The organism is Streptomyces sp. NRRL F-5650, from assembly GCF_000721365.1.
GTDB lineage: Bacteria > Actinomycetota > Actinomycetes > Streptomycetales > Streptomycetaceae > Streptomyces > Streptomyces ardesiacus.
Genome location: NZ_JOGV01000052.1, coordinates 39677 through 63248, shown reverse-complemented (window position 1 = coordinate 63248; position 23572 = coordinate 39677). Strand labels below are relative to the sequence as shown.

Annotated in this window: 2 protein-coding genes (1 of these 2 only partly in view); both read left to right on the top strand. The window is 76.8% G+C overall.

Annotated features, from left to right (window positions below):
• Positions 1 to 22860, top strand: the 3' portion of a protein-coding gene (locus tag IG88_RS0132695) for a lonely Cys domain-containing protein (RefSeq protein ID WP_031049166.1). Its footprint begins 6978 nt before the window's first position; 22860 of the gene's 29838 nt are visible here — the last part of the coding sequence; the start codon falls outside the window, past its left edge; it ends in the stop codon at positions 22858 to 22860.
• Positions 22853 to 23572: a type VII secretion system-associated protein gene (locus IG88_RS0132690; protein ID WP_234332411.1), complete on the top strand. Its 720-nt coding sequence runs from the start codon at positions 22853 to 22855 to the stop codon at positions 23570 to 23572. Before IG88_RS0132695 ends, IG88_RS0132690 begins: the two co-directional genes overlap by 8 nt.

The following is a 23572-nucleotide window of genomic DNA, read 5'->3' as shown; positions in this document are numbered from 1 at the left end:
GGGGCGGGCGAACCCAGGTCCGCGGCACGGCCCGTACGGGTGGTCAGCCTGGACTGGATGTCCACGCAGGACGCCCGCAGGCTGGCCGGCTGGGACAGCCGTACACCCGGTCGTACGGGGCCGAACCCGGACGCCGAGCCGCCCGTGCCGTGGTACCTCCGGAAGGACGACCCGGTCCACCTGGGCGGCCAGGTCCGCGCAGAGGGCTTCCGCCCCGAGAACACGCCCGCCACCGGCCCGCGGACGGCACCGGAAGCGGACGGCCCGCGGACGGCACCGGAAGCGGACGGTACACGGACGGCACCGGAGCAGCCCGGCCCGCGGACCGCACCGGAGCGGACCGGCCCCCGGACCGACGCGACGCCCGAGCCCGCCCGCGAGCCGTTGCAGCAGTTCGCGGACACGGTCCTGGACACCCTGCACGCCTCCTACCCGTCGCTCTTCGTCCCTCCGGCGATGCGGAACCACCCCCGGCTGGCGCGGCTCTGGTACAGCGACACACGGCTGCGTACGGCATGGTTCAACGAACGGCAGGTGCGCGAGGCGCTGAACCGGCCCACACTCGCCCAGGCGCTGGACGACCTGACCACCACCGGCATCCCGGTCACGCTCGTCGAGGACGGCAAGGTCCGCCGCGGCCACCACACGCTGACCCTTCGGGCCCGGCTCACCGACCGCCGCTTCGAGACCACCCTGAACGAGCGGACGCTGCGCAACGCGGTGGTCGGCAACGAGGTCGCGGGCCAGGGCCAGCAGCAGTCCAGCACCTACACCGCCGGTGTCGAGGCCGGCGTCTCGCCGCGCGACCACGACAAGGTGGGGAGCACCGGACTGCCGCGCCAGATCGGCAACCTGATGGTCGGCGGGCGCTACGCCCACACCCGTCAGGAGGCGACCCGGAACACGATCACCGTCGCCCACGACCACCTGACGTTCCAGAGCGGCATCGACCTCTACAGCTACCGCGTCGAGCTCAAGGCCGACTTCGAGGGCCACCGGCGCCCGCGCGGCTGGCCCCGCCTGCTGTCGGCGGGGCTGCTCGGCACGGGCGTGTTCGTCAGCACGGTCGCCGAACGGCCGCTGTTCAGCCGCGGCAGCGAGCCCGTGGGCCGCGTCGAGCTGGCCGTACCCGCCGCGCACGGTTCCGCGCGCCACGCCCCCACGGACGCGCCCGCCGCCACGACGTCCACGGGCGCGCCCGGCCCCGAGGAGCCCGCCCCGCAGCGGCTCTCCGCCGCCGAGGCCGACCAACTGCTCGACGGCACCCGGCCGTTGCCCAGGACGACCCCGGCGAACCAGTCGCTCGTCGGGCGGCTGCTCAGCGCTCCGCACGTGGTGCTCGGCGCCGAGGGCGGACCGCGGCGCCAGGAGCTCATGCAGGAGACCGCGGACCGGGCCTCCGGCGGCTCGTGGCACACCAGCGCCCCCGGCACCCCGGTGCGCACCGCGCTGCGCCGCGCGGTGGCCAACCTCGGCGTGGCCGGGCAACTCGGCCAGTACCTCGGCCCGTTCGGCACCCGGATCACCGGTCTCCACGGCGCCGGACCCTTTAGTACGCACTACCTCAAGGCCGCGGTCCGCGGCGAGCTGGACAACGTACGGGTCATGAGCGACCCCAAGCCCGCCTCCCTGGAGAACACCCTCGCCAACGACCACAAGGTCACCGGCAGTTCGAGCACCACCTCGCGCACCACGCTCGGTCTCCAGGGCAGCGACTCGCCGCTGCAGCAGGCCCCGGGCGCGCAGCCGGTGTCCGGCTCGTACGGCGCCGCGCTCCAGTACGCCTGGGGCCAGGGGCGTGCCCTCGCGCAGTCCGTCACCCGCGGCCGCAGCACCACCCTGACCTACGCCGGACGCATGTACCTGGTGGTCGCCGACGCCGCGGAGACCGTCGCCGTCCGGGACCGCTGGACGGCCGCGATGGGAGCCGTCGGCACCCGGGCCGGCCGGCGGATCGGTGCCGCCGCCGGACGGCTGTCCGACCGTGCCGGGCAGGCCCTGTCCCCGCGGCGGGCCGCCGCCGCGCTCCAGCGCGTCCGCGACGCGGTCATGTTCCACCTGCCGATGCAGGACGCCATCGAGACCGGCCTCGCACCGGACGGCCTCGGCACCGGCACCCCGCGCAACCTCGGCGGCGGCTACCGCGTGCCGGGCTTCCTGCGCGGCCGGCGCTTCCCGACCCACCCCCTGGGCCGGCTCGACGCGAGCCGGGCGGCGCAGCAGCTCATGCCGAGCCTGGAGAAGATCGGCGTGCCCTCGCACGACCGCGAGCAGGTCCTGCAGCGGCTCTCGCCCGACTTCCTCCGCGCCCACCTGCACGAGCTGACCACCGACGGGATGACCCTGCCCGTCCGCCACCGCGCCTGGTCCAGCCCCCACCACCTGCCGGTCGGCGGCAGCCCCGGACAGGTCCGGTTCAAGCTGACGCCGGTCACCACCACCGTGGAGCGGCTGCGCACCGGCTTCGAGGTGGACGACTACCGGTCCCTCGTCCGCGACTCGGCGCTCGGCGCCACTGAGGACCGCGGCGGCGACCTCACCCTGAGCGTCGGCCAGCGCACCCCCGGCAGCGACGCCCTCGCCGCCAACCCCTCCCTCCAGGGCACGGCGACCGGACAGCAGGCCGGCACCCGCACGGGCACCGAGGGCAGCACCGCGATGCCCGACATGGCCACCACGCAGGCGCACGCGGAGGTCGTCACCGGCTACACCCTGACCGTCACCATGACCGACGCCGCCGGCGAGCGGCTGGCACCGCGCGCCGTCGCGCACGTCGGCACGCTCCACGAATTCGTCTCGGCGGGGCTGCTCACGCCGTCCGGGCCCGGCGCCGACGGCACGCTCACCGAGCAGGACGTCGCCGAACCCGAGCGCGCGGTACGGATGCTGACGGCCGACCGGGCACGCCGGGAGGCCGTCGCCGCCTGGCGCACCGACGGCGACGACGTGCTGCCCCTCGACGACCGCACCGGGTCCGGCATGCTCGCCGTCGACTTCCGGGGCGCGGCCAACGTGGCGGACGCGCTCACTCTCGCCACCGCCCGCGCCGACGGCTCCGGCGACGGCGACCTGGGCAGGCGGCACACCGGCGACGCCCTGGACGCGCAGGTGCGCAAGGCCCGCCGCACCCCGCTCACGGCCCTCGGCACGGCGCCCGCGCAGGCGCAGCAGGAGGCCACCTCCCAGGGCGGACTCGCCGCCGCGTTCCGCGAGGCGCTCGGCGCGGAGGGCTCCGTCCTGCCCACCCAGTCCTCCGCACGCCTCCTCGGCCAGTCCCACACCGCCGACTCCCGTCTCTACGCCAGGATGCACCGCCGCGGCGCGCGTCTGCTCGCCGTGGAGAGCGCGCCCCGCATGGAGTCCATGCAGCGGCGCAAGACCGCCCAGGCGACCGAGACCGGGATCACCGACAACTCCGACGGCACGGTCGGCACCGCGCCGCTGGTCGCCACCACGGGCGCCGGTGTGACCAACCCCGGCGCCACCGGACCGGTCGGCGGGGCCAACGACGGCACGGCGCCCAAGGGGGCCGAGGACGTCACCCTCGGCACCCACGTCAAGTACGGCATCGACCGCAGCATGCTCTTCGCGCTGCCGGTGAGCTGGCTGGCGGTGTCCGAGGCGCACCACCGGATCACCGACAGCCGTCCCGCGCACGCCCTCGGCAAGGCCCGGCGCGGCCCGCGCGCCGCCGAGGCCGACACCACCGCCCTGGTCTGGCTGCGCGAGGACCAGGCCCGCGAGTACGGCCTGCTGGACGACACCTCCTTCCCCGAAGAGGCCGCCACCGCCTGGGACGACATGGCCAAGGGCGCCGCCGACCTCGCCGCCGCCGAGAAGGAGTACTACGACGCCCGCGCCCGGGCCCGGGAGGCGTGGCTCTCCCTCACTCCCGCCGAGCGCGGCGCCCTCGGCGACGGCGACCCCGGGCCGGCCTCCGCGTTGACGACCGTCCTGACGCGGGACCTCGCCGAGTCCCCGGCGGTCCGCGCCTGGCAGAGCGCCCGCGACGACGTGCGGGTGTGGCGGGACCGGGTGGACGCCGCCGCCGCGGACCACCACCGGCTGCACCTCGCGGCCTCCCGGCTCACCGCCCACCACCAGGGCTCGGCCGCGGTGCCGGTGCGGGACGCGCCGCAGGAGTACACCGAGCCCGGCTGGCGCTCCGAGGCCCCCGCCCCCTACACGGTCACCGAGGCCGACGGCACCGGCCCCCGCACCCTCACCTCGCCGGACGGCACGATCGTGCGGACCGTGCACGAAGTACCGCACGACGGTGCCTCGTTCTTCCACGCGCTGATCGCCACCGCCCACGAGCACGGCCGGCTGCCGCAGTTGCTCGGCGCCGGCCTCGCCGACCGGTTCGCCAGGTCCCCGGGCGACCCCGCGGTCACCGCCGACGCCGTCCACACCGCCCGCGACCGGCTCGCCCGGGAACTGGGCAGGCCGGACAACCGGGACCTGCTCGACGCCCTGGCCGCGGACACCGCCGACACCTTCACGCAGGAGGAGCTGGACGGCGCGGGTGTGACGCTGTCCCGGGAGCAGCAGGCCGAGTTCGACGCGCTCGGGCGGCTCCCGGAGACGTTCTGGCCGACCCCGGCGCAGCGGGCGGCGCTGGCCTCCCTCGCCCTGGCCCGCCCCTTCGCCGCCGAGCCGCCGCCCGCCGACGCCGGGCGGCCCGGTGACGCCCCGGCACCGCCCGAGCGCCGGGCCGGGGACCACGGCGGCGCCGACCTGCTGCCCGCCCTGGCCGCGCGGCTCCTCGGCACCTCGCTGACCGTCGTGACCGGAGAAGGCCGCGAACAGCTCTTCCTGCCGTACGGCGACGGCGACACCCGCGGCGGACCGGCCCCCGTCGACCGTGCGGCCGACCCGGTGCTCCTCGCCGCCGACGGCCACTTCCACGCGGCCCTGCCGGTCCACGCCCCGGCCCCGTCCACCACCGCGCTGCCGCGGCCGGCACGCGAGGACTCCGGCGCGCACGGCACACCGAACCCGTCCGGCCCGGCCGGCGCCTCCTCCGGCGCGAGCGGGAAACCGTCCGCACCGCCGGCGCACCGCAGTCACACCACCGCCCCCTGGCTCCCGCCCGCCGACGGCGACGGGCCGCGCCACCGCCTCGCGCGCGACGGCGTACTCACCGCGCCCGACGGCGCCACCTACACGCAGGGGACGCCCACCGGCCGGGGCAACGGCTTCTTCGGCGCCCTCTCCACCGCCCTGCACCACGCCGCCGCGCAGCCGGGCCTGGACGGCCGGGAGGCCGCCCGGCTGCGCTCGCGCGCTTCGGCGACGCCCGCCCGGCTCATGCGGCTGAACGGCCTGCCGGGCTCCCCGGCCGAGCGGTCCTCGCTCTTCTCGCCACCGCCCCTGGTGCAGCGCCGCGGCGGCCCCGCTCCGGGCCCGGAGGCGCAGGAGGGCCACCTGCGCCGCCACCTCGCCGATGCCCCCTGGACCACCGCCGAGGCCGACCGGGTGGTCGCCCGCTGGGCCGCCGCCGCGACCGGCGCCACCGTCACCCTGGTCGAGGAGAACGGCACCGCCCACACCTACCCCGGGCTCGGCGGGGACAGCGGCCCGCACCTGCGGCTGCGCCGCCGCGGCGGCGACTTCGTCCCGCTGATCGAGCGCACCCCGGCCCCGCGCCCGGGCCGGGAGCGCGGGCCGGACCCCGAGGAGGCGTTCGGTCTCGACACGCTGTCCGGCGCGGAGGGGCCGGCGGGGAGCGCCCGGCCGGAGCCCGCGCGGACCGAGGCCGAGGCACTGGCGCGGTTCCGCTTCACCGACGACACCAGCGCCGAGAGCTCCGACGGCGACGACACCGACGGCGACGACGGCACGGACCTCACGCCCGAGGAGTACCTCGACCTGCTCTTCACCCCCGCCGCCCGCAGCGAGCAGCCGACCGGGATGCTCATCGGCACGGCGGTCTCGCTGCGGCAACTCGCGCGGGAGCAGGCCGACGCCGCCGGGGAGGCCACCGGCGCACTCGGGGAACTGCACGCCCTGACCCGGCGGGTCCTGCGGCTGCGCCCCGGCGCCCCGGTCGGCGAGAGGCACCTGGCCCTCCTCGGCTCGCTCGCGCTCGACGCCCCGCCGGCCGTCCTGGCCGACGCCGACGCCCTCGCCTCCCACCTGCGGCGCCACGACCGGGCCCTGGGACAGGTGACCCGCCTCACGCGGGGCGACGGCACCGTCCGGAACTGGACCGGTACCGGCGACCAGGTGCCGCCCCTGGACACGTACGCCGTGGAGGCCGCGGACGGCCCGCCGAGCACGTGGCCCGCACCGTGGTCGGAGCCGTACGTGGTCCTCGCCCAGGACGCCGGCGACCAGGTCCGGCTGAGCACGCCCGACGGCACCATCACGCCGGACGACGGCGAGTTCGCCCGGCTCGTCGCCCGGGACCCGGCCCGGCGCGGGACCGACGACGTCGTGCTGGCCTTCCCGCACGACGACGCCGAAGCCCTCGCCCGCCACGTCGCCGACCTGACCGGCGCCAGGGTCTGGTACTCCGCGCACGGCCCCCGCCCGTCCACGGACTGGCGCACCGGCGCCGACCACCTCACCCTCGGCCCCGTCGACGACGGCGCCGGCCCGGTGTGGAAGGCGGTCCTGCCGGGGCAGCAGGACGGCGGCGAAGGCGACTTCGACGACCTCCTCGGCCTCTACGAGCGGGATTCCGAGCCCGCCGCCGGGGCCCGCTCGCGCGTGCCCGAGCCGCTGACCACACGCACCTACGGCATCGTGGACAACACGGGCGAGGGCGTGCTGTTCCGCAAGCCCGGCGCCCTGCGGGGAGGCCGGCAGACCCCGCGGTCGATGACCGGTACGGAGGACGCCCCCGAACTCCTCATGAGCGAGCAGGACTACACGCCGACGCCGGTCACCGACCGTCCCACCCTGCGGATCTCCGCCGACCGCACCCTCGCCGTCGAGGACGGCGCCTACGGTCAGCAGGTCTTCGCCACCCGCGAGGCCGTCGAGGCCTCCTCGGTCAAACTGGCCCGCGCGGGCCTCGCGGTACGGCTGCGTCTCGACGAGGACCTCGGCATCGTCCTGCCCACCCCGGAGGGGGGCACCCGGCGCCTGTACCGGGTGAGCCCCGACTTCCTGACCCGCTCGGGAAGGTCCACGGAGGAGGTCTGCCGGGACTTCGCCGACATGCTGGCCGACGCCTCCCGCACCTCCCACATGGTCTTCCGCGCCCCCGCGGGCGGCCCGGCGGTCACGGCGCCCGTCAACGCCTCCGACGGCGTCGAGGTCACCGGCACCCACCACCTCGCCGACGCCCTCGCCCGCGTGGCGGACGGCCACGAACCGCCGGAGTCGGCGGCACCGGACTGGGCGGCCGCACGGGTGCGCCTGGACGACCGGCCCACCGGCGGCCACGGCGGGCCGCTCCCGGGCCGGGCCTACGGCAGCGCGCTCAGCCTGGAGCAGCCGCACGACGCGCGTCGCGACGCCCTCTCGGACGCCTCCCGCCGGATCGGCGTCAACGAGTACGCCTGGGCCGACGTCGGCGAGGGCTACGTCGTCCAGTCCGTCGCGGCCGCCGGCGAGCAGGGCCAGGCCAGCCTGGAGCGCAACTACGCCAAGCCGCAGACCGACGCCACCGGCGCGCACTTCGGCTACCACTTCGCCACCGTCGTCCTGGCCAGCGAGGACGGCACCCACCAGGTCTCCCTGGAGAACCACGCGCGCGTGTCGCAGCGCACCCACCGCCACCGCCGGGCGGTCCAGGCCAACCTGCGCGGCCACGCTCTCGACGACCTTCGGGCGATCGCCGCGCGGCTGAGGCAGGAGATCGAGCGGAGCGGGAACGACGGGAACGACGGAACCGACGAGCACCTCACGGAACTGCGCGGCTACCTGGACCTGACCTTCGCCCTGATCCGGGCCAAGCAGAGCCTGACGGAGGCGCAGACCGCGCCCGCCGGCTCGCCGGAGCGCGCCGAGGCCGAGCGGAAACTGGAAGCCGCCGTCCGCGCCGCCGCGCACCGCATCGGGAACCTGGAGCCCGTCATCCCCGGCAAGCACCAGTGGTACCTGCGGATGTACGCGCAGCGGCCGGGCGAGTCGGCCCACGACACCAACGCCGAGCTGCTGACCGAGGGCCCCTCCGCCGAGGCCAACCCGCTCACCGCCGTCGTGCTCCGCGGGCAGCAGGCGCTGCCGGTCTCCGTCACCTTCGCCAAGGGCGTCCAGCAGACCCCCGAAGGCTCCCGCAACGCCCTCCGGCACCTGGCCAGGGTGGTGGCCAGGACGGGACTGTGGAACGCGGCCAACGGGCTGCCGCTGCCGGACGTCACGGTCAGCGGCCGGCGCGGCACCCGCATGGTCGGCCGGGACCCCGCCAGGGCGCGGGCCGAGGCGGTCGCGGACTCCTTCCGCCGCGAGCTGGCCGACGCGCTCGCGACCCTCCAGGACGGCACCCCCGCGCCGCACCTCACCGCCGACCGGTTCACCGTCGACCCGGTCGCGGTGCGGTCCCGCGGCGCGTCGGCCGACGGCGACCAGGGCAGCACCACCGTGGACGTCACGGTCGACGACCACCGCGGCGGACTGCGCGACATCACGACCCGCGGCCCGCGCGGCACCCTCCGGACCGGCGGCGGACTGCGCGGCGGCTCCCGCGACGACGGCCTCGACCCGGTGGCCGAGCAGTGGCCCGTCGGCCGCCCGGTCACCCTCGCCCGGCCCCGCCACGGCGGGGTCCCCCCGTCCTTCGTCGTCCCCGTCGGCGAAGCGCCCGCGGGACGCCCGCCCGCGGACCCGAAGGGCAAGTCCCCGGCCCCCGGCACCGACGCCGCGGACCCGCCCGAGCACTGGTACACCTACACCCGTCCTGCCGACTCCCGCCCGGAACCCCTCCGCTACGAGGTGGCCGCCACCGGGCGCATCAGGCTGCCCGACGGCACGGAGATCCCGCCGGACGGCTGGACGCCGTTCGGCCACGACTTCGTGCACGCGGAGACGGGCACGCTGCTGCGCGGCGACAGCGGATGGATCGGCCGCGTCGCCAACATGGAGTCCCTCGCGCCGCGGCTGGCCGAACTCGACCCCGACCCCGTGCCGCAGCGGATCACGGCCGACGCCGAGGCCCTGTACGTGGTGCCCGCCCACGGCTCCACCGCCCTGCGCGTGCCGCTCCGGCAGGACGGACCGCCGCCCGCCGCCCACCGCGACGACCGGCCGCGGACGGTCGTCCGCTCCGCCTTCGACGTACGGCGCTTCACCCACGACGGCGAGAACGTCACCGACCTCACCGTGCGGCTCGCCCTGCGCCCGCTCGGGGAGGCGGCCGAAGGCGTCGCGGAGCGGGTGACCGAGGGCGTCGAGCGGTTCTACAACCGGCCCGGCCACCGCCTGCCCGGCGGCGATCGGCTGCACGTCACCGTCGAGTTCGTGGGCCCGGACGACGCCCCGCACCTCACCGTGGACCTGGTCGACCGGAGCCGGCCGATGAACCAGATGGCGTGGTGGGCCGACGCCGATCCGGAGGAGTTCGCGCACGAGCTGGGACACCAGCTCTTCCTCCGCGACGAGACGCCCGACGCGGCGGGCCCGGACCGCCTCGACGCGCCGGGCAGCCTCCTGGGAGCCTTCCGCGAGCAGGCCCCCGACGGCCTCGTCCAGGGCGGTCTGCGCCCCCGCCACCTCCACCTTCTGGCCGCGGTCACCGGCGACCTCGACCCGCACCCCTCGCCGGAGGGGGCGAGCTGGGCCGAGGCCCGCGCCGCCGCACCGGCCGCACCGCGCGAGCAGAGCTGGACCGACCCCGTGTCGCTCCCGTCACCCACTCCGCTAACCGGACCGGACGGCGCGGTGCCGCCGCCGCTGCCCGGCGGCCGTCCGATGACCACCGTGCAGGAGGTCTCCGACGAGTCCGAGGAATCCGACGCCGCATCCGACTCGGACGCCGACGCCGACGCCGACGCCTCCGACGACGGCAACGGGCGGCCGCGCTGGGCCGACACCGGATGGCTGAGCACCGTCTTCGGACCCCGGTGGGACGCCCTCCCGGGCGACCGGCTCAGGGAGACCTCCCAGGCGCTGTACGAACTGGTCTCGGCCGAAGCCGGCGCGGACCGGGAACCGCGGTCGCTGCACCGGGCCCTGGACCGGGTCACCCGGCAGGTCCTGCACCTGCCAGGCGACGCCCGGCCGGGCCCCGCCGACCACCAGCTCCTCGGCTCCCTGGCGCTCGACGCCTCCTCGGACGACCTGGAGACCACCCACGACCTCTCCCGCTACTTCGTCGAGCGGCAGATCGAGACCGGACGCGGCGCCCTGGACGAGGGCACGCTGCTGCGCGACACCGCCCGCAACGCCGCCGGACGCGACTTCGGCAGGACGGGAGCGCCCGCCCCCGGCCCCGACTCCTACGTCCTGCGCGGCACCGGCCGGGTCGTCGAGCGGCCCGCGCCGTGGCGCAACCCCTACATGGTCGTCGCCCGAGCGGTCGACGGTGCCGTCGAGGTCTCCCTCATGCCGGGCCGGACCTTCCGGGTGACGCGTCTCGACGAGCTCGCGATGCTCATCTCCTACGACGACCGGCGGCCCCGCGGCGCGGACGTCGTCCTGGCCCTGCCCCCGCGGATCGCCGCGCCCCTCGCCGTCCTCGTCGCCGGCACCACGGGCCGCCGTGTCTGGCACCCCGAGGCGCCGGTCACCGTGGCCACGCACCCCACGGCAGGGTCCCGCCTCGCCCTGGACGTGCGCGACGGCGACACCGGCGCGGGCTGGGTGCCGGTCGACCCCTCGGAAGGGGACGGCCTCCCGGGGGCCCGCGACCTGAGCAGCGACGGCGAGAGCGACGCCGGGCGCGACGACGACAGCGAGGGTTCCAGCAGCGACGGCGACGCGGAGTTCGACCGCCTCGCCGACGAACTCGTCCTCGAACGGCGGATCGACGCACGCCGCACCCGGCCGCTGACCACCCGCGACTACGGCATCATCGACAAGCAAGGCACCGGCGTCCTGTTCACCCGGCCGCTCCCGCGCCACGTTGCCGAGGTGCCCGTCGGGGACGGCACCGGCGACGGAACAGGCTCGCTGCTCCTGCCGAGCCAGGGCCTCGGCACCGTCCCGACGGCCGACCGGCCGCCGCTGCACATCTCCGAGGACCGCACCCTGGCCCTGCTCGCCGACGGCGAGGGCACCACCGGCCGGGGCCGCCAGGTGTACGCCACCCGCGCGGCGATCGACGCCTCCTCGGCACGGCTGGCCGCGGCGGGAGCGGGCGTACGGCTGAAGGCCGACGAGTCGACGGGTGTCCTGCTCCCGCGGGAGGACGGCTCGTACGGCGATCCCCTGTTCCGCGTCGAACCCGAGTTCCTGACCGCGTCCGGCGCCTCGGAGCACGCCTTCACCCGGGACTTCGCCCAGATGCTGGCCGGCACCGGGCCCGCGTCCCTCTCCCACGTCGCCTTCCGCGACCCCGCCGGCGACGTCGTCGCCACCGCCCCGGTGAACGGGCAGCACGGCCGCGAGGTCACCGGCACCCACCACCTGGCCGAGGCCCTGGCGGACGTCGCCGAGGGCACCCGCCCCGCCGCCGGGACCGGCCCGCGGTGGGCCGCCCGCCACACCGGCCGCGACCCGCGGTTCACGGGCGGTGTCGTAGGCGCTCCCACGCCCGGCGACCGCTACGGCGGCGCCCTGAGCCACGTACCGGCGAACAACCCCCGGCGCGCTCCGCTGGCCGCGGCGGCGTGGCGCGTCGGCGTCAACGAGCACGCCTGGGCGGAGGTCGGCGAGGGCTACCTGATCCAGTCGGTCAGCACCACCACCGCCGACGGCGGCGCGCAGCTCTTCACCCACAACCACGCCAAGCCCGGCGACCGGGTCGGCCCGCACGCCCCGTACCACTTCGCGCAGGTCGTCCTCGCCAGTGAGGACGGCACCCACCAGATCACGCTGGAGAACGAGACCCACTCCCGCCCCGCGGTCCCGGACGCCGAACTGGACGCGATCGTGGAGGACAACCTCGACCGGCACGGCGACGGCCTGAAGGGGCTGGCCGAAACCGCCGAGCGGCGTCTGGCCGACGCCCGGCGCGACGGCGCGGACCCGGCGCGGACGGCCCGCCTGGCCGACCTCGCACGGGCCGCCAGGGCCCTGGCCGAGGTCCACGACGCCGAGCAGATCCCGTTCTACTTCGACGAGGACCGCCCCGAACACGCGCTGGCCCTGCGCGAGGCGGACCGGGCGCGCGCCCGCGCCAGGGAAGCGGTCCGGGCCGCCGCGCCGCTGCTCGACCCCAAGGACCAGTGGTACTTCCGGGCGTACAGCAAGCGGCCGGGGGAGTCGGCGCACGAGGTCAACGCAGCGCTGCTGTCGCAGGACGCGCCCGCGTTGGCCAACCCGCTGACGATGGTCGTCCTGCACGGCCACGCCCCGCGCCCGCACCAGCGGACGATCCGCTTCGCCCGCGAGCAGCACGGTCTCCCCGAGGGCGCCGACGGCACCATCGACGCCCTGGCCCGGACACTGGCCCGCACGGGCCTGTGGAACCGCGCCAACGGGCTGCCGGCGCCGGCGGTGACCGTCACCGGGCACGGCAACCGCTCGCAGGCCGTGGCCCGCAAGCGGGCCGAGGCGGTCGGCAGGGCGCTCGGGGCACGGCTCGCCCAGATCCTCGCCGCGTCCCAGCAGGGGATGCCCGGCACCCCGCTCGCCGTACGGGACTTCGGCCTCACCCTGGAGGCCAAGCGGGTACGCGGCGCCACGGACCCCGACGCCGGGCGCGTGGTGAGCGTCGACATCGACGACCACCGCCGGGTGGCGCCCGCGACGCCCGCCGACGGCACCGCGGCCCCACCGCCGACGGCCGGTGTCCCGGCGGACGCGCGTCCCACGGCGCCCGGACCCGTGGGGACCGCCTCCCACGAGGAGACCGCCTCCGCGCGTCCAACGTCCCCCGCGCGTCCCGCGTCCCGCGCACGCGGCCGCTCCCCGCAGCCGAGCCCGGAGCACCGGAACAGCGCCGCGCCGCCGTGGGTGATGGCGCGCATCCGTTACGCCGAGGAGTCACTCGTCTTCGACAAGCGGCTGGGCGAGTACCTGGCCGGGCGAGAGGCCGTGGTCGCCGAGTACCGGAAGATGGCGAACGCGGCCTGGAAGGCGGCGCGCGAGCGGCACCCCCGCAGCCTTGGCGCGTTCGGCGACACCAGCAAGTACAAGGCCGGCGTCGTCGGCACCTCCCGCCCCGCGCTGCAGCAGGTGCTGCGCAGCGGCAACCTGCGCGAGCTGGTGGCGCTGCTCTACGAGGGCATCTCCAGCGACTTCGTGCCGATGATGCTCGGCGGCAGGGAGCAGCAGCCCACCGAGATCGCCGAGGAGCGGCCGAGCCGGCGGCAGCGCGAGACCCACGCCGCGTTCGAGCGGCGCGCCAAGGAGATCCTCGCCGCGCCGGACCTGGACCCCGAGCAGAAGCGGGCGGCGGTCGAGGAACTGGAGCGCTCGGTGACGATCGGCACCCGCCCGCAGGACGCGCGCCCGCCCCTCAGCGAGGCCGAGCGGCGCTTCGCGGTCAACGAGCACGGCCTGACCTGGCTGCCGGCGACGTCCCTGTACGACATCCCGATGAGCGCCGGCTTCCAGCAGCGTTCGGAGACGTCCGGCGGCCTGGTGGCGACCGGCACCGCCGGATCCACGTACCGCTTCATGCTGCACGCCGCCCGGATGCGGGAGCAGTGGGGCGTCGACCTCGACCTCGGCCTGATCCGGGCCGGCATGCTGGCCGTCTCCCTCACGGTGGACCACCACACCTTCCACGAGGTGATGCGCGGTGCCCAGCTGGCACTGAACGACGTACCGGGCCACGACCCGGCCCTGGACTACACCGACAACTGGGGCCGGTACTGGAACATCCACCCGTTCGGCGAGCAGGAGCTGCGGGAGAACGTCGCCCGCGACGGACGCTTCCCCGACGAGCACGCCCGGGACCTGCTCGACGCACTCGAAGGCCGCTCCCGTGCGCCCGTCCGGACCACCCCCGGCCCGCCGCACCGCCCCGCACCGACGCGCACCATCCCCACCCGGCCCGCCACCACCGGCCTCAACCGCCCGCAGCCGCAGCAGCAGCCGCCGGACCGCGCGGTGCCGCACCGCACCAACCCGTTCGCCGACCCGGCGACCGGCCCCGGCTCCTCCCCGGGCGTCGTCACGCTCCAGGACGTGACGTCCGACGAGGCCGAGCGGCACCGCGAAGGGCTCCTCGACGCGCTGTACGGCCTCGGCGCCCTCGGCGACGTCGACCGGGAGCGGGCCGCCGACGCGCTCGAGCGGCTGGACCGGCTGCGGGTGGCCGACCCGGGGCTGCGCGGCGGCTTCCTGGACCTGGACGCGACGGTCCGCCGGGCCCTGCTGCTCGACCCCGCCCAGCCGGTGAACGCCGCGGCCCGCGGCGCCCTGGTGCGGCTGATGACGGTCCCCTCGTCGGCGCGGGTCGCCTCCCTGGCCGCACTGTCGGCCCACTACCTGGCCCACCGAGGCGCCTTCCACCCCGACTTCCGGATCACCGACGCCCAGGGCCGCCCGCGCGGCCGCAACTGGACCGGCCGCGCCCTGCCGGCCGACTTCGACGCGGACAGCACCGGCCGGGTCCGGCGCACCCCCGACGGCACGACCGTGGACAGCGGCGCCGAGGACGCGCCGTGGCGTCCCGCGCCGGGCGATCCCGGCCCGTACCTCGTCCTGACCGCCGGCCGGGACGAGGGGACCGTGGTGCGCGGACTCGGCGGGTTCACGCGGGCCGTACCGCCCGAGGTGCTGTACGAACTGATGGCCCTCGACCGGGACCTGGCCGGCCGTCCGGGCGCGGTCCTGTTCCACGCCGAACAGCCCGGCGCCGTGCCCTTGGACCTGCCGCGCGGTCTGGCCGACCGGCTCGGCCGCGAGGTGTGGGCCGCCACCGGCCGGGCGGGCATCGGACACCTCCCGAGCAGCCCGGACCGTTCGCGGCTCCTGCTCCTCGACGCCGAGGGGCGGGCGCCCCGCGGCCAGTGGATCGCCAGCACGCCCGCCACCCCGCCCGACGGACCCCCGAGGACGCCGGACGACCGGGTCACCGCCGTCTCCGTCGCCCACCACGGCCACCGGTCCACCGGCTACCTCTCGATGGACCTCGCCCGGGAGCCGGACGGCGGCTGGTCCCGGACGCTGGAACACAGCCGCCTCGGGACCGTCACCTCCTACACCCACCTGCGCAGCGGCTACGACTACGGCAGCACCCCCGCCCTCCTGCCCTGGGTGCAACTCGGCCTGCCTGCACCGTACTTCCCCAACAACCACGGGGCGCCGGGCAGCGTCGTGTGGCACACCCCCCAGGGTCCGCGGCAGGACGACGGCCCACGGTTCGCCCGCACCCTCGCCCGCCGCCGCAGCCTCGCCTCGCTCGCTCCCGACCACCCCGTGGTGCCGCTCATCTGCTACGCGGCGGCGCGCCCCGGCATCGGCGGCACCCTCGGGGGCGACGTCGCCGGACCGCTGCCGTTCGTGCCGGACCCCCTCGCGGTCGTCGCGACCGGCCAGCACATGGCCAACGAGACGGGCCGCACCGTGTTCGCGACCGTCCTGTCCAACTCGGTCGGCCCGGCCCGGTACAACGACCCCCAGTCGTACATCAACCTCTTGACCGACGCTCGCGGCCGCGCCCACCCGTGGGTCATGTTCCGGCCCGAGCCGGCCGGTGACGCGCTCGACCTGCGGGCCCGCACGGCCGGCCTCCACACGGGCACCGGACCCGTCCCGGAACCCGTGCGCGAGCGGACCCTGCGACTCGTGCGGGCGCTGCGCGAGGTCTTCGGCCCCACGGTCGACGAGAGCGCCCCGTACCCGGAACTGCTGCGCGGCATGGGCGCCCTCGACCTGATGCACCGGGCGGACCCGGCCCTGAACCGCGACGGCGCACGCCGGTTCACGCTGGACCTGTACGAGCAGATCCTCGCCCGTCACCGCTCGGCCGGGCACGCGCCGGGGCCGGTACCGCCCGTCACCGCGGACGACCACCGCCGCCTGCTCACCGAGGCCGCCGCCCGCCTCGACGCCGGCCGGCCGGGCCCCCTGAGCGACTGGCTCGCGCTGCCGCACCTGGCCCACCTGCTGGCGGGCCTCGCCGGTTCCGGGCAGCGCGAGCACCTGGCCCGGCAGGTCCTGGGACTCGACGCCACGGCGCCGGTGGGCGAGAGCGAGTTCTCCCGGCTGGTGTGGGCGTCGTTCAAGGTCGCCCTGGTGACGAGCCAGGTGGACCGGGGCGCGTTCGCCGCCGCGGTGCTGCACCTGCCCGCCCCCGACCCGACGCGGTTCGGCGAGGCGGTGACCGTGGCGCGCCAGGCGGCGGCCGTCGGCCGCGACCCCCGGCAGATCCACGAGCTGGCCGCCCACCACCTGGAACGGCAGGGCGCACTGGCGCCGCAACGGCTCCTGGCGAACCCCGACGGCACGGCCTGGGGACGCGCACTGGACGCCACGCACCGGCCGCCGGGCACCTTCGACCCCGGCGTGATCACCCTCCTCGGGCACGGTCCCGACGGCACCCTGGTCCCGGTCGGCAGCGAGCCCGCGCCCTGGGCGGCACAGCCGGGCCGCCCGGCCCCCTTCGTCTACGTCGCCGACGGCGACGCCGACGGGCTGGTGCTGCCGGGCCCGGCCCCGGCTGCGGTACCGGCCCGGCAGTTCGGCGAACTGGTCTTCCGCGACGCGGAGTTGCTCGGCAGGGCCGGGCACACCGAGGTCGTCGCGGTCGTCCCGCACGGCAGCCCGGCCGGGACCCGGCCGTCCGCGGGCAGCCTCCCCGACGAGGGCGCCCGCAACTCGGCGCGCAACTGGTGGACCACCAGCGGCGCCACCACTCTCCACCGGGACCCGGCGACCGGCACGTACACCGTCGCGATGCTGCCCGGCCCCGACGGGCAGCCGGCCCCGACGGGCACCTGGGCCCGCACCGCCCGTCCCAAGGGCGACCCGGAGGGCCCCGCGCCGGGCCCGGTCGCGGGCGCCACCAACGCCGGGGCGGCGCCGAGGACGGACGGGCCGCCGCAGCCCGTCACCGAGTCCGGCGACGCACCCGCCGACGCCACCGCCGAGGCCTGGCAGGCTCACGCGCGGGCCCTGTCCGCGCTCGGCGCGGCGACCGACAGGGCCGCGACGACGCAGCGGACCGGCGGCGACGAGGCCGCCGTCGCGGACGCACGGACCGAGGCCGACGCGGCGCGCCGCCGACTGGAGGACGCCGAGGCGCGGCTGCGGGCCCTGGGCGTCGCCCCGGAAGCACTCGGCGCGGCGCGACGGGCCCGGTGGGAGACCGGGGAGAACACCGGCGCCGGGGATCCGCCGCCGTCCGTCCCGCAGGACGCCGAGGCCCGCCGCCGGATCGCGGACCGGGTGACCGAGGCGGACCTGCCGCCCGCGACGCCGCCTCCCGCCGAGGGCGAGACCGTCGGCCTCCGCGAACTGGAGGCGGCGGGGATCACGCCCTCGGTCGGGCAGCGCACCGAGATGATGCTGCGGGGCGACGACCGGCTGCCCGCGTCCGCGCTGGCACCGCTCGACCTGGCCCGGGTCCGGATGACCGGCCCCGGCCCCTGGACGGCCGCGTCGGACACGGCGGCCGCGAACGCCGCCCGGCGCCTGTGGACGCGGGCGTACGCCGGCTTCGCGGACGCGGCGCCCGAGGGCACGGACGAGGCCGACGCCTCCCGCGCCTGGGCCGTCGCCGTCGTCCTGGTCCTGCCGGCCGAGCCGCACGATGTACTCGCCGACTCCCGCTACGTGGGCGGGGACTTCCGCGACGCGGTGCGCCGGGTCGCGGCCCAGGTGCTGACCGGGGGAGCGGACGCCTGGTCCGCCGCCGGACTGGCCGACACCCTCCGCCGGGACCTGGGCCTGCGTCCGCGCTGGACGACGCCCGGCCCCGACGCGCCGACCACGGAAGAGGACCCGGCGGAGGCCACGGGGGCGAACCCGCCCCCCGTGGACACGGCACAGGACGCCGGGACGGACGCCGGGGCGAGGGGCGCCCGTGCGACGGGGACGTCCGGGACGCGGCAGCCGGCGCCCGCGACCCGGCCGGGCAGGGGCACCGGCCTGCCCGACACGGGCGTGCCCGGCATCCCCTCGGTGCCCACGCCCGTTCTCCCGTCGCCCGTCACCGCGGGTGTTCCGGCCGCCGCCGACCGGCAGGAGGCGGGCCCCACCGACTCCTCCGGCATAGAGGAGGGCGAGGGCCCGCGTCCCGTCGCCCCGCCTCTGCCCGAGGGGCTGCCCGCTGAGCCTCCCACCGGCCTCCCCGACGTCCCGCCGGCCGCCGCCAGGGCGCGCTCGACGGCCGGGGAGCCCATGGAGGGGGTGGAGCCGACCTCGGTGCCCGCGCTCACGCCCGGTCCGCCTTCCGCGCCCGCGCCCGTCTCCGCCGCCCGGCCGGTGCTCACGGGCCCGGCGGGCCCGGCGCCCGCCCGGCCGGTACTCACGGGCCCGGCGGGCCCAGCGCCGTCAGCACTGCCCCAACGCAGCCTCGTGGCCTACGCGCGGGAGTCGACCGTTCCCTCGCCGGCCGGCCGGGCGACCCTCGACCGGCTGGCGCATCAGGTGGCCGCCGCCGGGCTGCACAACCGCGCGGCGGGATGGGCCCCGCCGCGCGTCGAGGTCACCGGCTACGGGGCCGACGGCCCGGGCAACCGGGGCCTCAAACGGGCCACGGCCGCACGCACCCACTTCCTGCGCCGGCTGACCCAGGCGCTTGAGCAGATGCAGCGGGACCTCCCCGCCGACGCCCCCCGGCTGACCGCCCGTGACTTCCGGGTCAAGGCGGTGGCCATGACCCGCGTCCCCGACGACTGGACGGGCACGGGCGAACTCGCCGGAACCGGCCGGGCAGACCTGGGACGGCAGGCGACGATCCGCGTAGTCCAGGCGCCGGACGCGACCGCGACGCAGACCCTCGACGCCCTGCGCCGCCGCGACCGCGTGCTGCGCCACCGCCCGCTGGACGTGGACGCGCTCGCCGCCCGCGTCCTGCACCTCGACCCGGGCACGGCCGTGGACCAGGGCGTCCGCGACGCCCTGTTCGCGCTGGTCAACCGGGCCGCCGCGGCCGGACGCGCGACGAGCCTGCCCGCGCTGGCCGCGCACCACCTCGCCGAGCTGGGCGTCACCGGCCCCGGCCGGGCCCGCCACTTCACCGCCGGGGGCCGGCGCGTACCCGGCCTCAACTGGCACCCGGACGCCGATCCGGCCGCCGAACTGGACCCCACCCGCAGCGACGTACTGGAGGACACCGGACCGGGCCCCTACACCGTCGCGGAGACCCGGCAGACCCCGTGGCCCCGCGGCACCACCCCCTACGTCGTGGCGGCCGGCGGGCGGCACGACACGGTGGAGGTGCTGCTGCCGGACGGCACGACGCGGGACCTGGACGTCGACGAGTTCACGGAGCTGGTCGCGACGGACGTGGCACGGGAGCGGCTGCCGAAGGACACTCCGGTGGTGCTGGCCGTGCCCTTCGCCGGCGACCACTACCTCGACCTGCCGCGCACGCTCGCGGACCGCACCGGTCTGACGGTGTGGGCGCACAGCGGAGAGGTGACGCTCGGCTCGGACGGCGGCGTGAGCACCGTCGACACGGTCCGGCGCACCGGCTCCCCGGAGGGCGACTGGACCGCGAGCGAGCCCGGTCTGGCACCCGACCCCGACGACGACGCGCCGGAGTGGCACCACCGGGTGGCCACCCGGCCCATCGTCAGCGCGCTGACGGGCCGGCAGATCGGGCGGGCCTCGCACCACGCCGCCGAGTGGGCGGCCGACTTCGAGGACGACGACCGCCACCTGGACCGGATGACGACGTACGTCCACTACTACCCGGCCACCGGACGGGTCTCCGCCGAGCAGGAACTGCCGCGTCCGGGCGCGGAGGACGCCGCCTACCGCCTGGACGTGCACGGCTCGCCCGGCCACCTGCACCTGGCGATGCGGGACGGCACCGTCAGGCAGGTCGACGAGCGGGAGGCCGGGCCGTGGCTCAGGCGCCGCAAGAGCCTGTCGAGCCTGCCGAAGGACCACTGGATCGACTTCGTGGTCTGCTGGAGCGGCGCCCCCCGGGACCGCGCCGTGCCCGTGTCGCCGAACACCGCGAGCGACGCCTACGCCGGCCCGTTCGTCCCCGACCCGCTGGGCAGCCTCTCCCTGGGCCAGCAGCTCGCCAACTCCACGGGCCGCAGCGTCCGGCTGTCCTACAGCGCCCAGGGCACCCGGAGCAGCAACGGGCGCTACACGCGGACCCTGTTCGCCGACGCGCAGGGCCGCCACAGGGCGTGGGCCCTGTTCCGGCCCGACCCCTCGGGCGCCGACCTCGACCGGCTGGCGGCCGCCGCCGGCCTGGCTCCGGGCGACGGCAAGGTCTCCGACGAGATGCGCGCCGGGACGCTGCGCCTGGTGCGGGCGTTGCGGCTGACCTTCGGCCACGACGTGGAGGACGCCGCCGACTTCGGTGAACTGCTGCGCGGCGTGGCCGCGGTGGACCACATGTGGCGCAGCGACACGGACTTCGACGAGGCCGGCCCGTTCACCCTGGACCTGCTGAACCGGGTGGTCGCCGCGCACCCGTCGGCCGCGTCCGGGGCGGACCGGGCGGCCGTGCGCCGTGTGCTGGCCGCCGCGGCGGAGCACTGGGCCGCGTGGCCCGGTGACGAACTGGTCGGTTTCGTCGAGGTGCCGGCGATCGAGGCGGCCGCCCGGTGGATGCGGGACGGCGACCCGCAGGAGGAGGCCGTCACCGCCCTGGACCTGTCCGGCCCGCACGCAGTGGGCGAGGCCGAGCGGTCCCGGATGTTCTGGGCCCGGGTCAAGGCCGAGGAGGCCCTGAGCGCCCCCGGCACGGACCTGGGCGTCCGCGTGTCCAAGGTGCTGCACCTGCGGCCCGGCCCCCGGCCCACAGGCCACCGCGACACGCTGCTCGGCCTGCTCACCCGCGCCTTCGCCGCGGGCCGTGACGCCGCCGACCCGGACGTGGCGGCCGCCTACCACCTGGACGAGTCGGGGGTGTACGCGACCACCGACGTGGTGACGACGAACGGCGGCGAGAGCGGCGACGGCCGGGACTACACCGCCGGGCAGACGCCGACGACGGTCGACCTGGCGCGGTTCGGCACGCCCTCCGGCCTCGCGGACGCGCCGTGGGCGGACCACAAGGGCCCCGCCCCCTACCTCGTACGGATCACCCCGGACGGCAGGGCGCCCGACCTCCTGGAGCTGTCCTTCGACGGGGAGACGCATCGGGTGACGGCCGGAGAGTTCCTCGAACTCCTCGCGCACGATGCGTCGTTGACCGCCAAGGAACTGAACGTACCGGTCGTCCTCGCCTTCTCGGCCCACGACGGCGACCCCGGCGACCTCGCGGCGCGGACGGCCCAGCGCCTGGGCCGCACCGTGTGGTGGACGGAGTTCCCGGTGGACGTGTCCGCGACGGGAACCTCAGGGGAACCGGTCCTGACCCTGCGGACGACACCCGACGGCGACGTACCGGACGCCGGTGCCTGGGAGCGGACCCGCCCCGCCCAGGCCACGTCCCCCGGCGTCGCGCCGCGCCCGGTCCAGGCACCGCTCGCCAGGGCGGCCGCTCCGCTCCTGGAATCGTTCCCGGCCCTCACCCTGCACGAGGACACGGACACGGACACGGGCACGGAAGGGGCGGCGACCGACTCCGACTCCGGCTCGGACTCCGACTCCGACCCCGACGCGGAGACGTCGGACGCCGCGGATGGAAACACCGGTGACCGTCCCGCGCCCGACTGGGTCCTGGCCCGGATCCGCTACGCCCAGGAAGCCCTTCTCTTCGAACAGCGGCTGGCCGCACACCTCGGGGAGAACGAGCAGGTCAACGCCGAAATCGGCAAGGTCGTCCGGGCCTTTTGGACCATCACCCTCCACAACCGGCTGGACTACCGGCTGTTCGGCAGCAGGAACGAGATGTCCGCCGGCGCCGTCGGACAGCGCTACGAGGCACTCGCCCGAGTCGTGGAATCCGGCAATCTGCGGGAACGGGTCACGTTCCTGTTCAACGGCGTCGCCAAGGACCTCGTCCCGCATCTCATGGGCGGCGTCGAGCCCCAGCACCCGGTGATCGCCGTGGAGCGCCGCGACCGGCACAAGAGCCAGCTCTTCCAGGAGTACGAGCGCAGGGTCGCCGAACTCCGCGAGGCAGAACTGGACCCCGAGGACGAGGCTCAGGAGAGGGACGAGCTGGAGGCGATGCTGCGTACGCCGCTGCGCCCCGACGAGGTCAGTCCGCCGCTCAGCGAGGCCGAGTGGCGGCGCGCGGTCCGGGACGGGCAACTGCTCTGGTCGCCCGCCGGGATGGAGCACACGCTGCCGATGGCCGCCGACTTCCAGGCGCGTTCCGAGGACTCGGGGGGTCTGGTGCTGACCGGTACCTCGGGCAGCGCCTACCGCATCCTCACGCACGTGGCCCGGCTGACCCGGCTCGCCGGTGTCCCCGTCGACCTCGGCCTCGTCCGGGCCGGACTGGCGAGCATCCTGGTCGGCGTGGGGCACCACAGCTTTCACGAGGTGATGACCGGCGCCCAGCTCGCCCTGGACGAGTTCGACCCGGGAGCGGCGTCGGTCTACTCCGACAACTGGGGCCGGTACTGGGACGTCTACCCGCTGACCGAGGAGGAGCTGCGGACCTTCGTGGCCCGTGAGGGACTCTTCCCGGACGAGCACGCCCGTGCCCTGCTCGACCGGCTGCAGGCGGGGCGGACCGTCGGCCCGCGACAGGAAGGCGCTCCGACGCCCGCGGCGGAGGGTGCTCCCGCGGCACACGAGAACGAGAGGACGAGAGGACGAGATGAGTGAGTCCGGCGCCCGGACGCCCGCCACCGCCCCCCTGGACCCCGAGCCCCCGCAGGAGTACGTCGAGGCGGCCAGGCTCGCCCCCGACCACTGGCTCTACCTGCCCGATCCCGCCTGGCGGGGCGAGGGGCCGCCGCCCGACTGGGCCGTGGTCGGCCAGTGGCGTTCCGACTCCGACGGCACGATCGTCGAGTGGGAGGACAACCCGGAGTACCGGCCGTCCCCGGAGGCGATGGGCTGGCCCGGGCCCGCCGACGAGATCGACCGGGCCATCCAGCTCGCCACCACCGGCTACGGTCCGGCCGAGGACGTCACCGCGGCCCTGTCCGGCGCCGAGGTCGCCGTCCTGGTCACAGCGGACGGCGAACCGGTCCGGGCCTGCGCGCCCGACGGCACCCCCGCGGTCCCCGTCTACACCTCCCCCCGATACCTCCACGCCGCGGGCCGCCTCGCCTCCCAGAACCTCCCGGTCGGCACCCTGCTCACCCGCGTCCCCCCGGGCCACGCCCTCTACCTCAACAGCACCGCACCGGTCGGCATGGTGCTGCCGACGGAGGGCCTCGCCGACCTGCTGGAGGAGGGAGCCACCCGGAACGACGGGGCGTCGGACTCCAGCACCGGGGCGGTCGCGGTGGGCGGTGGTGGCCTTCCGAACGCGCCGGAGCCCGGGGTGCGGGTGGCGTCACCGGGTGGGGTGGACCGGAACTCCACCTGA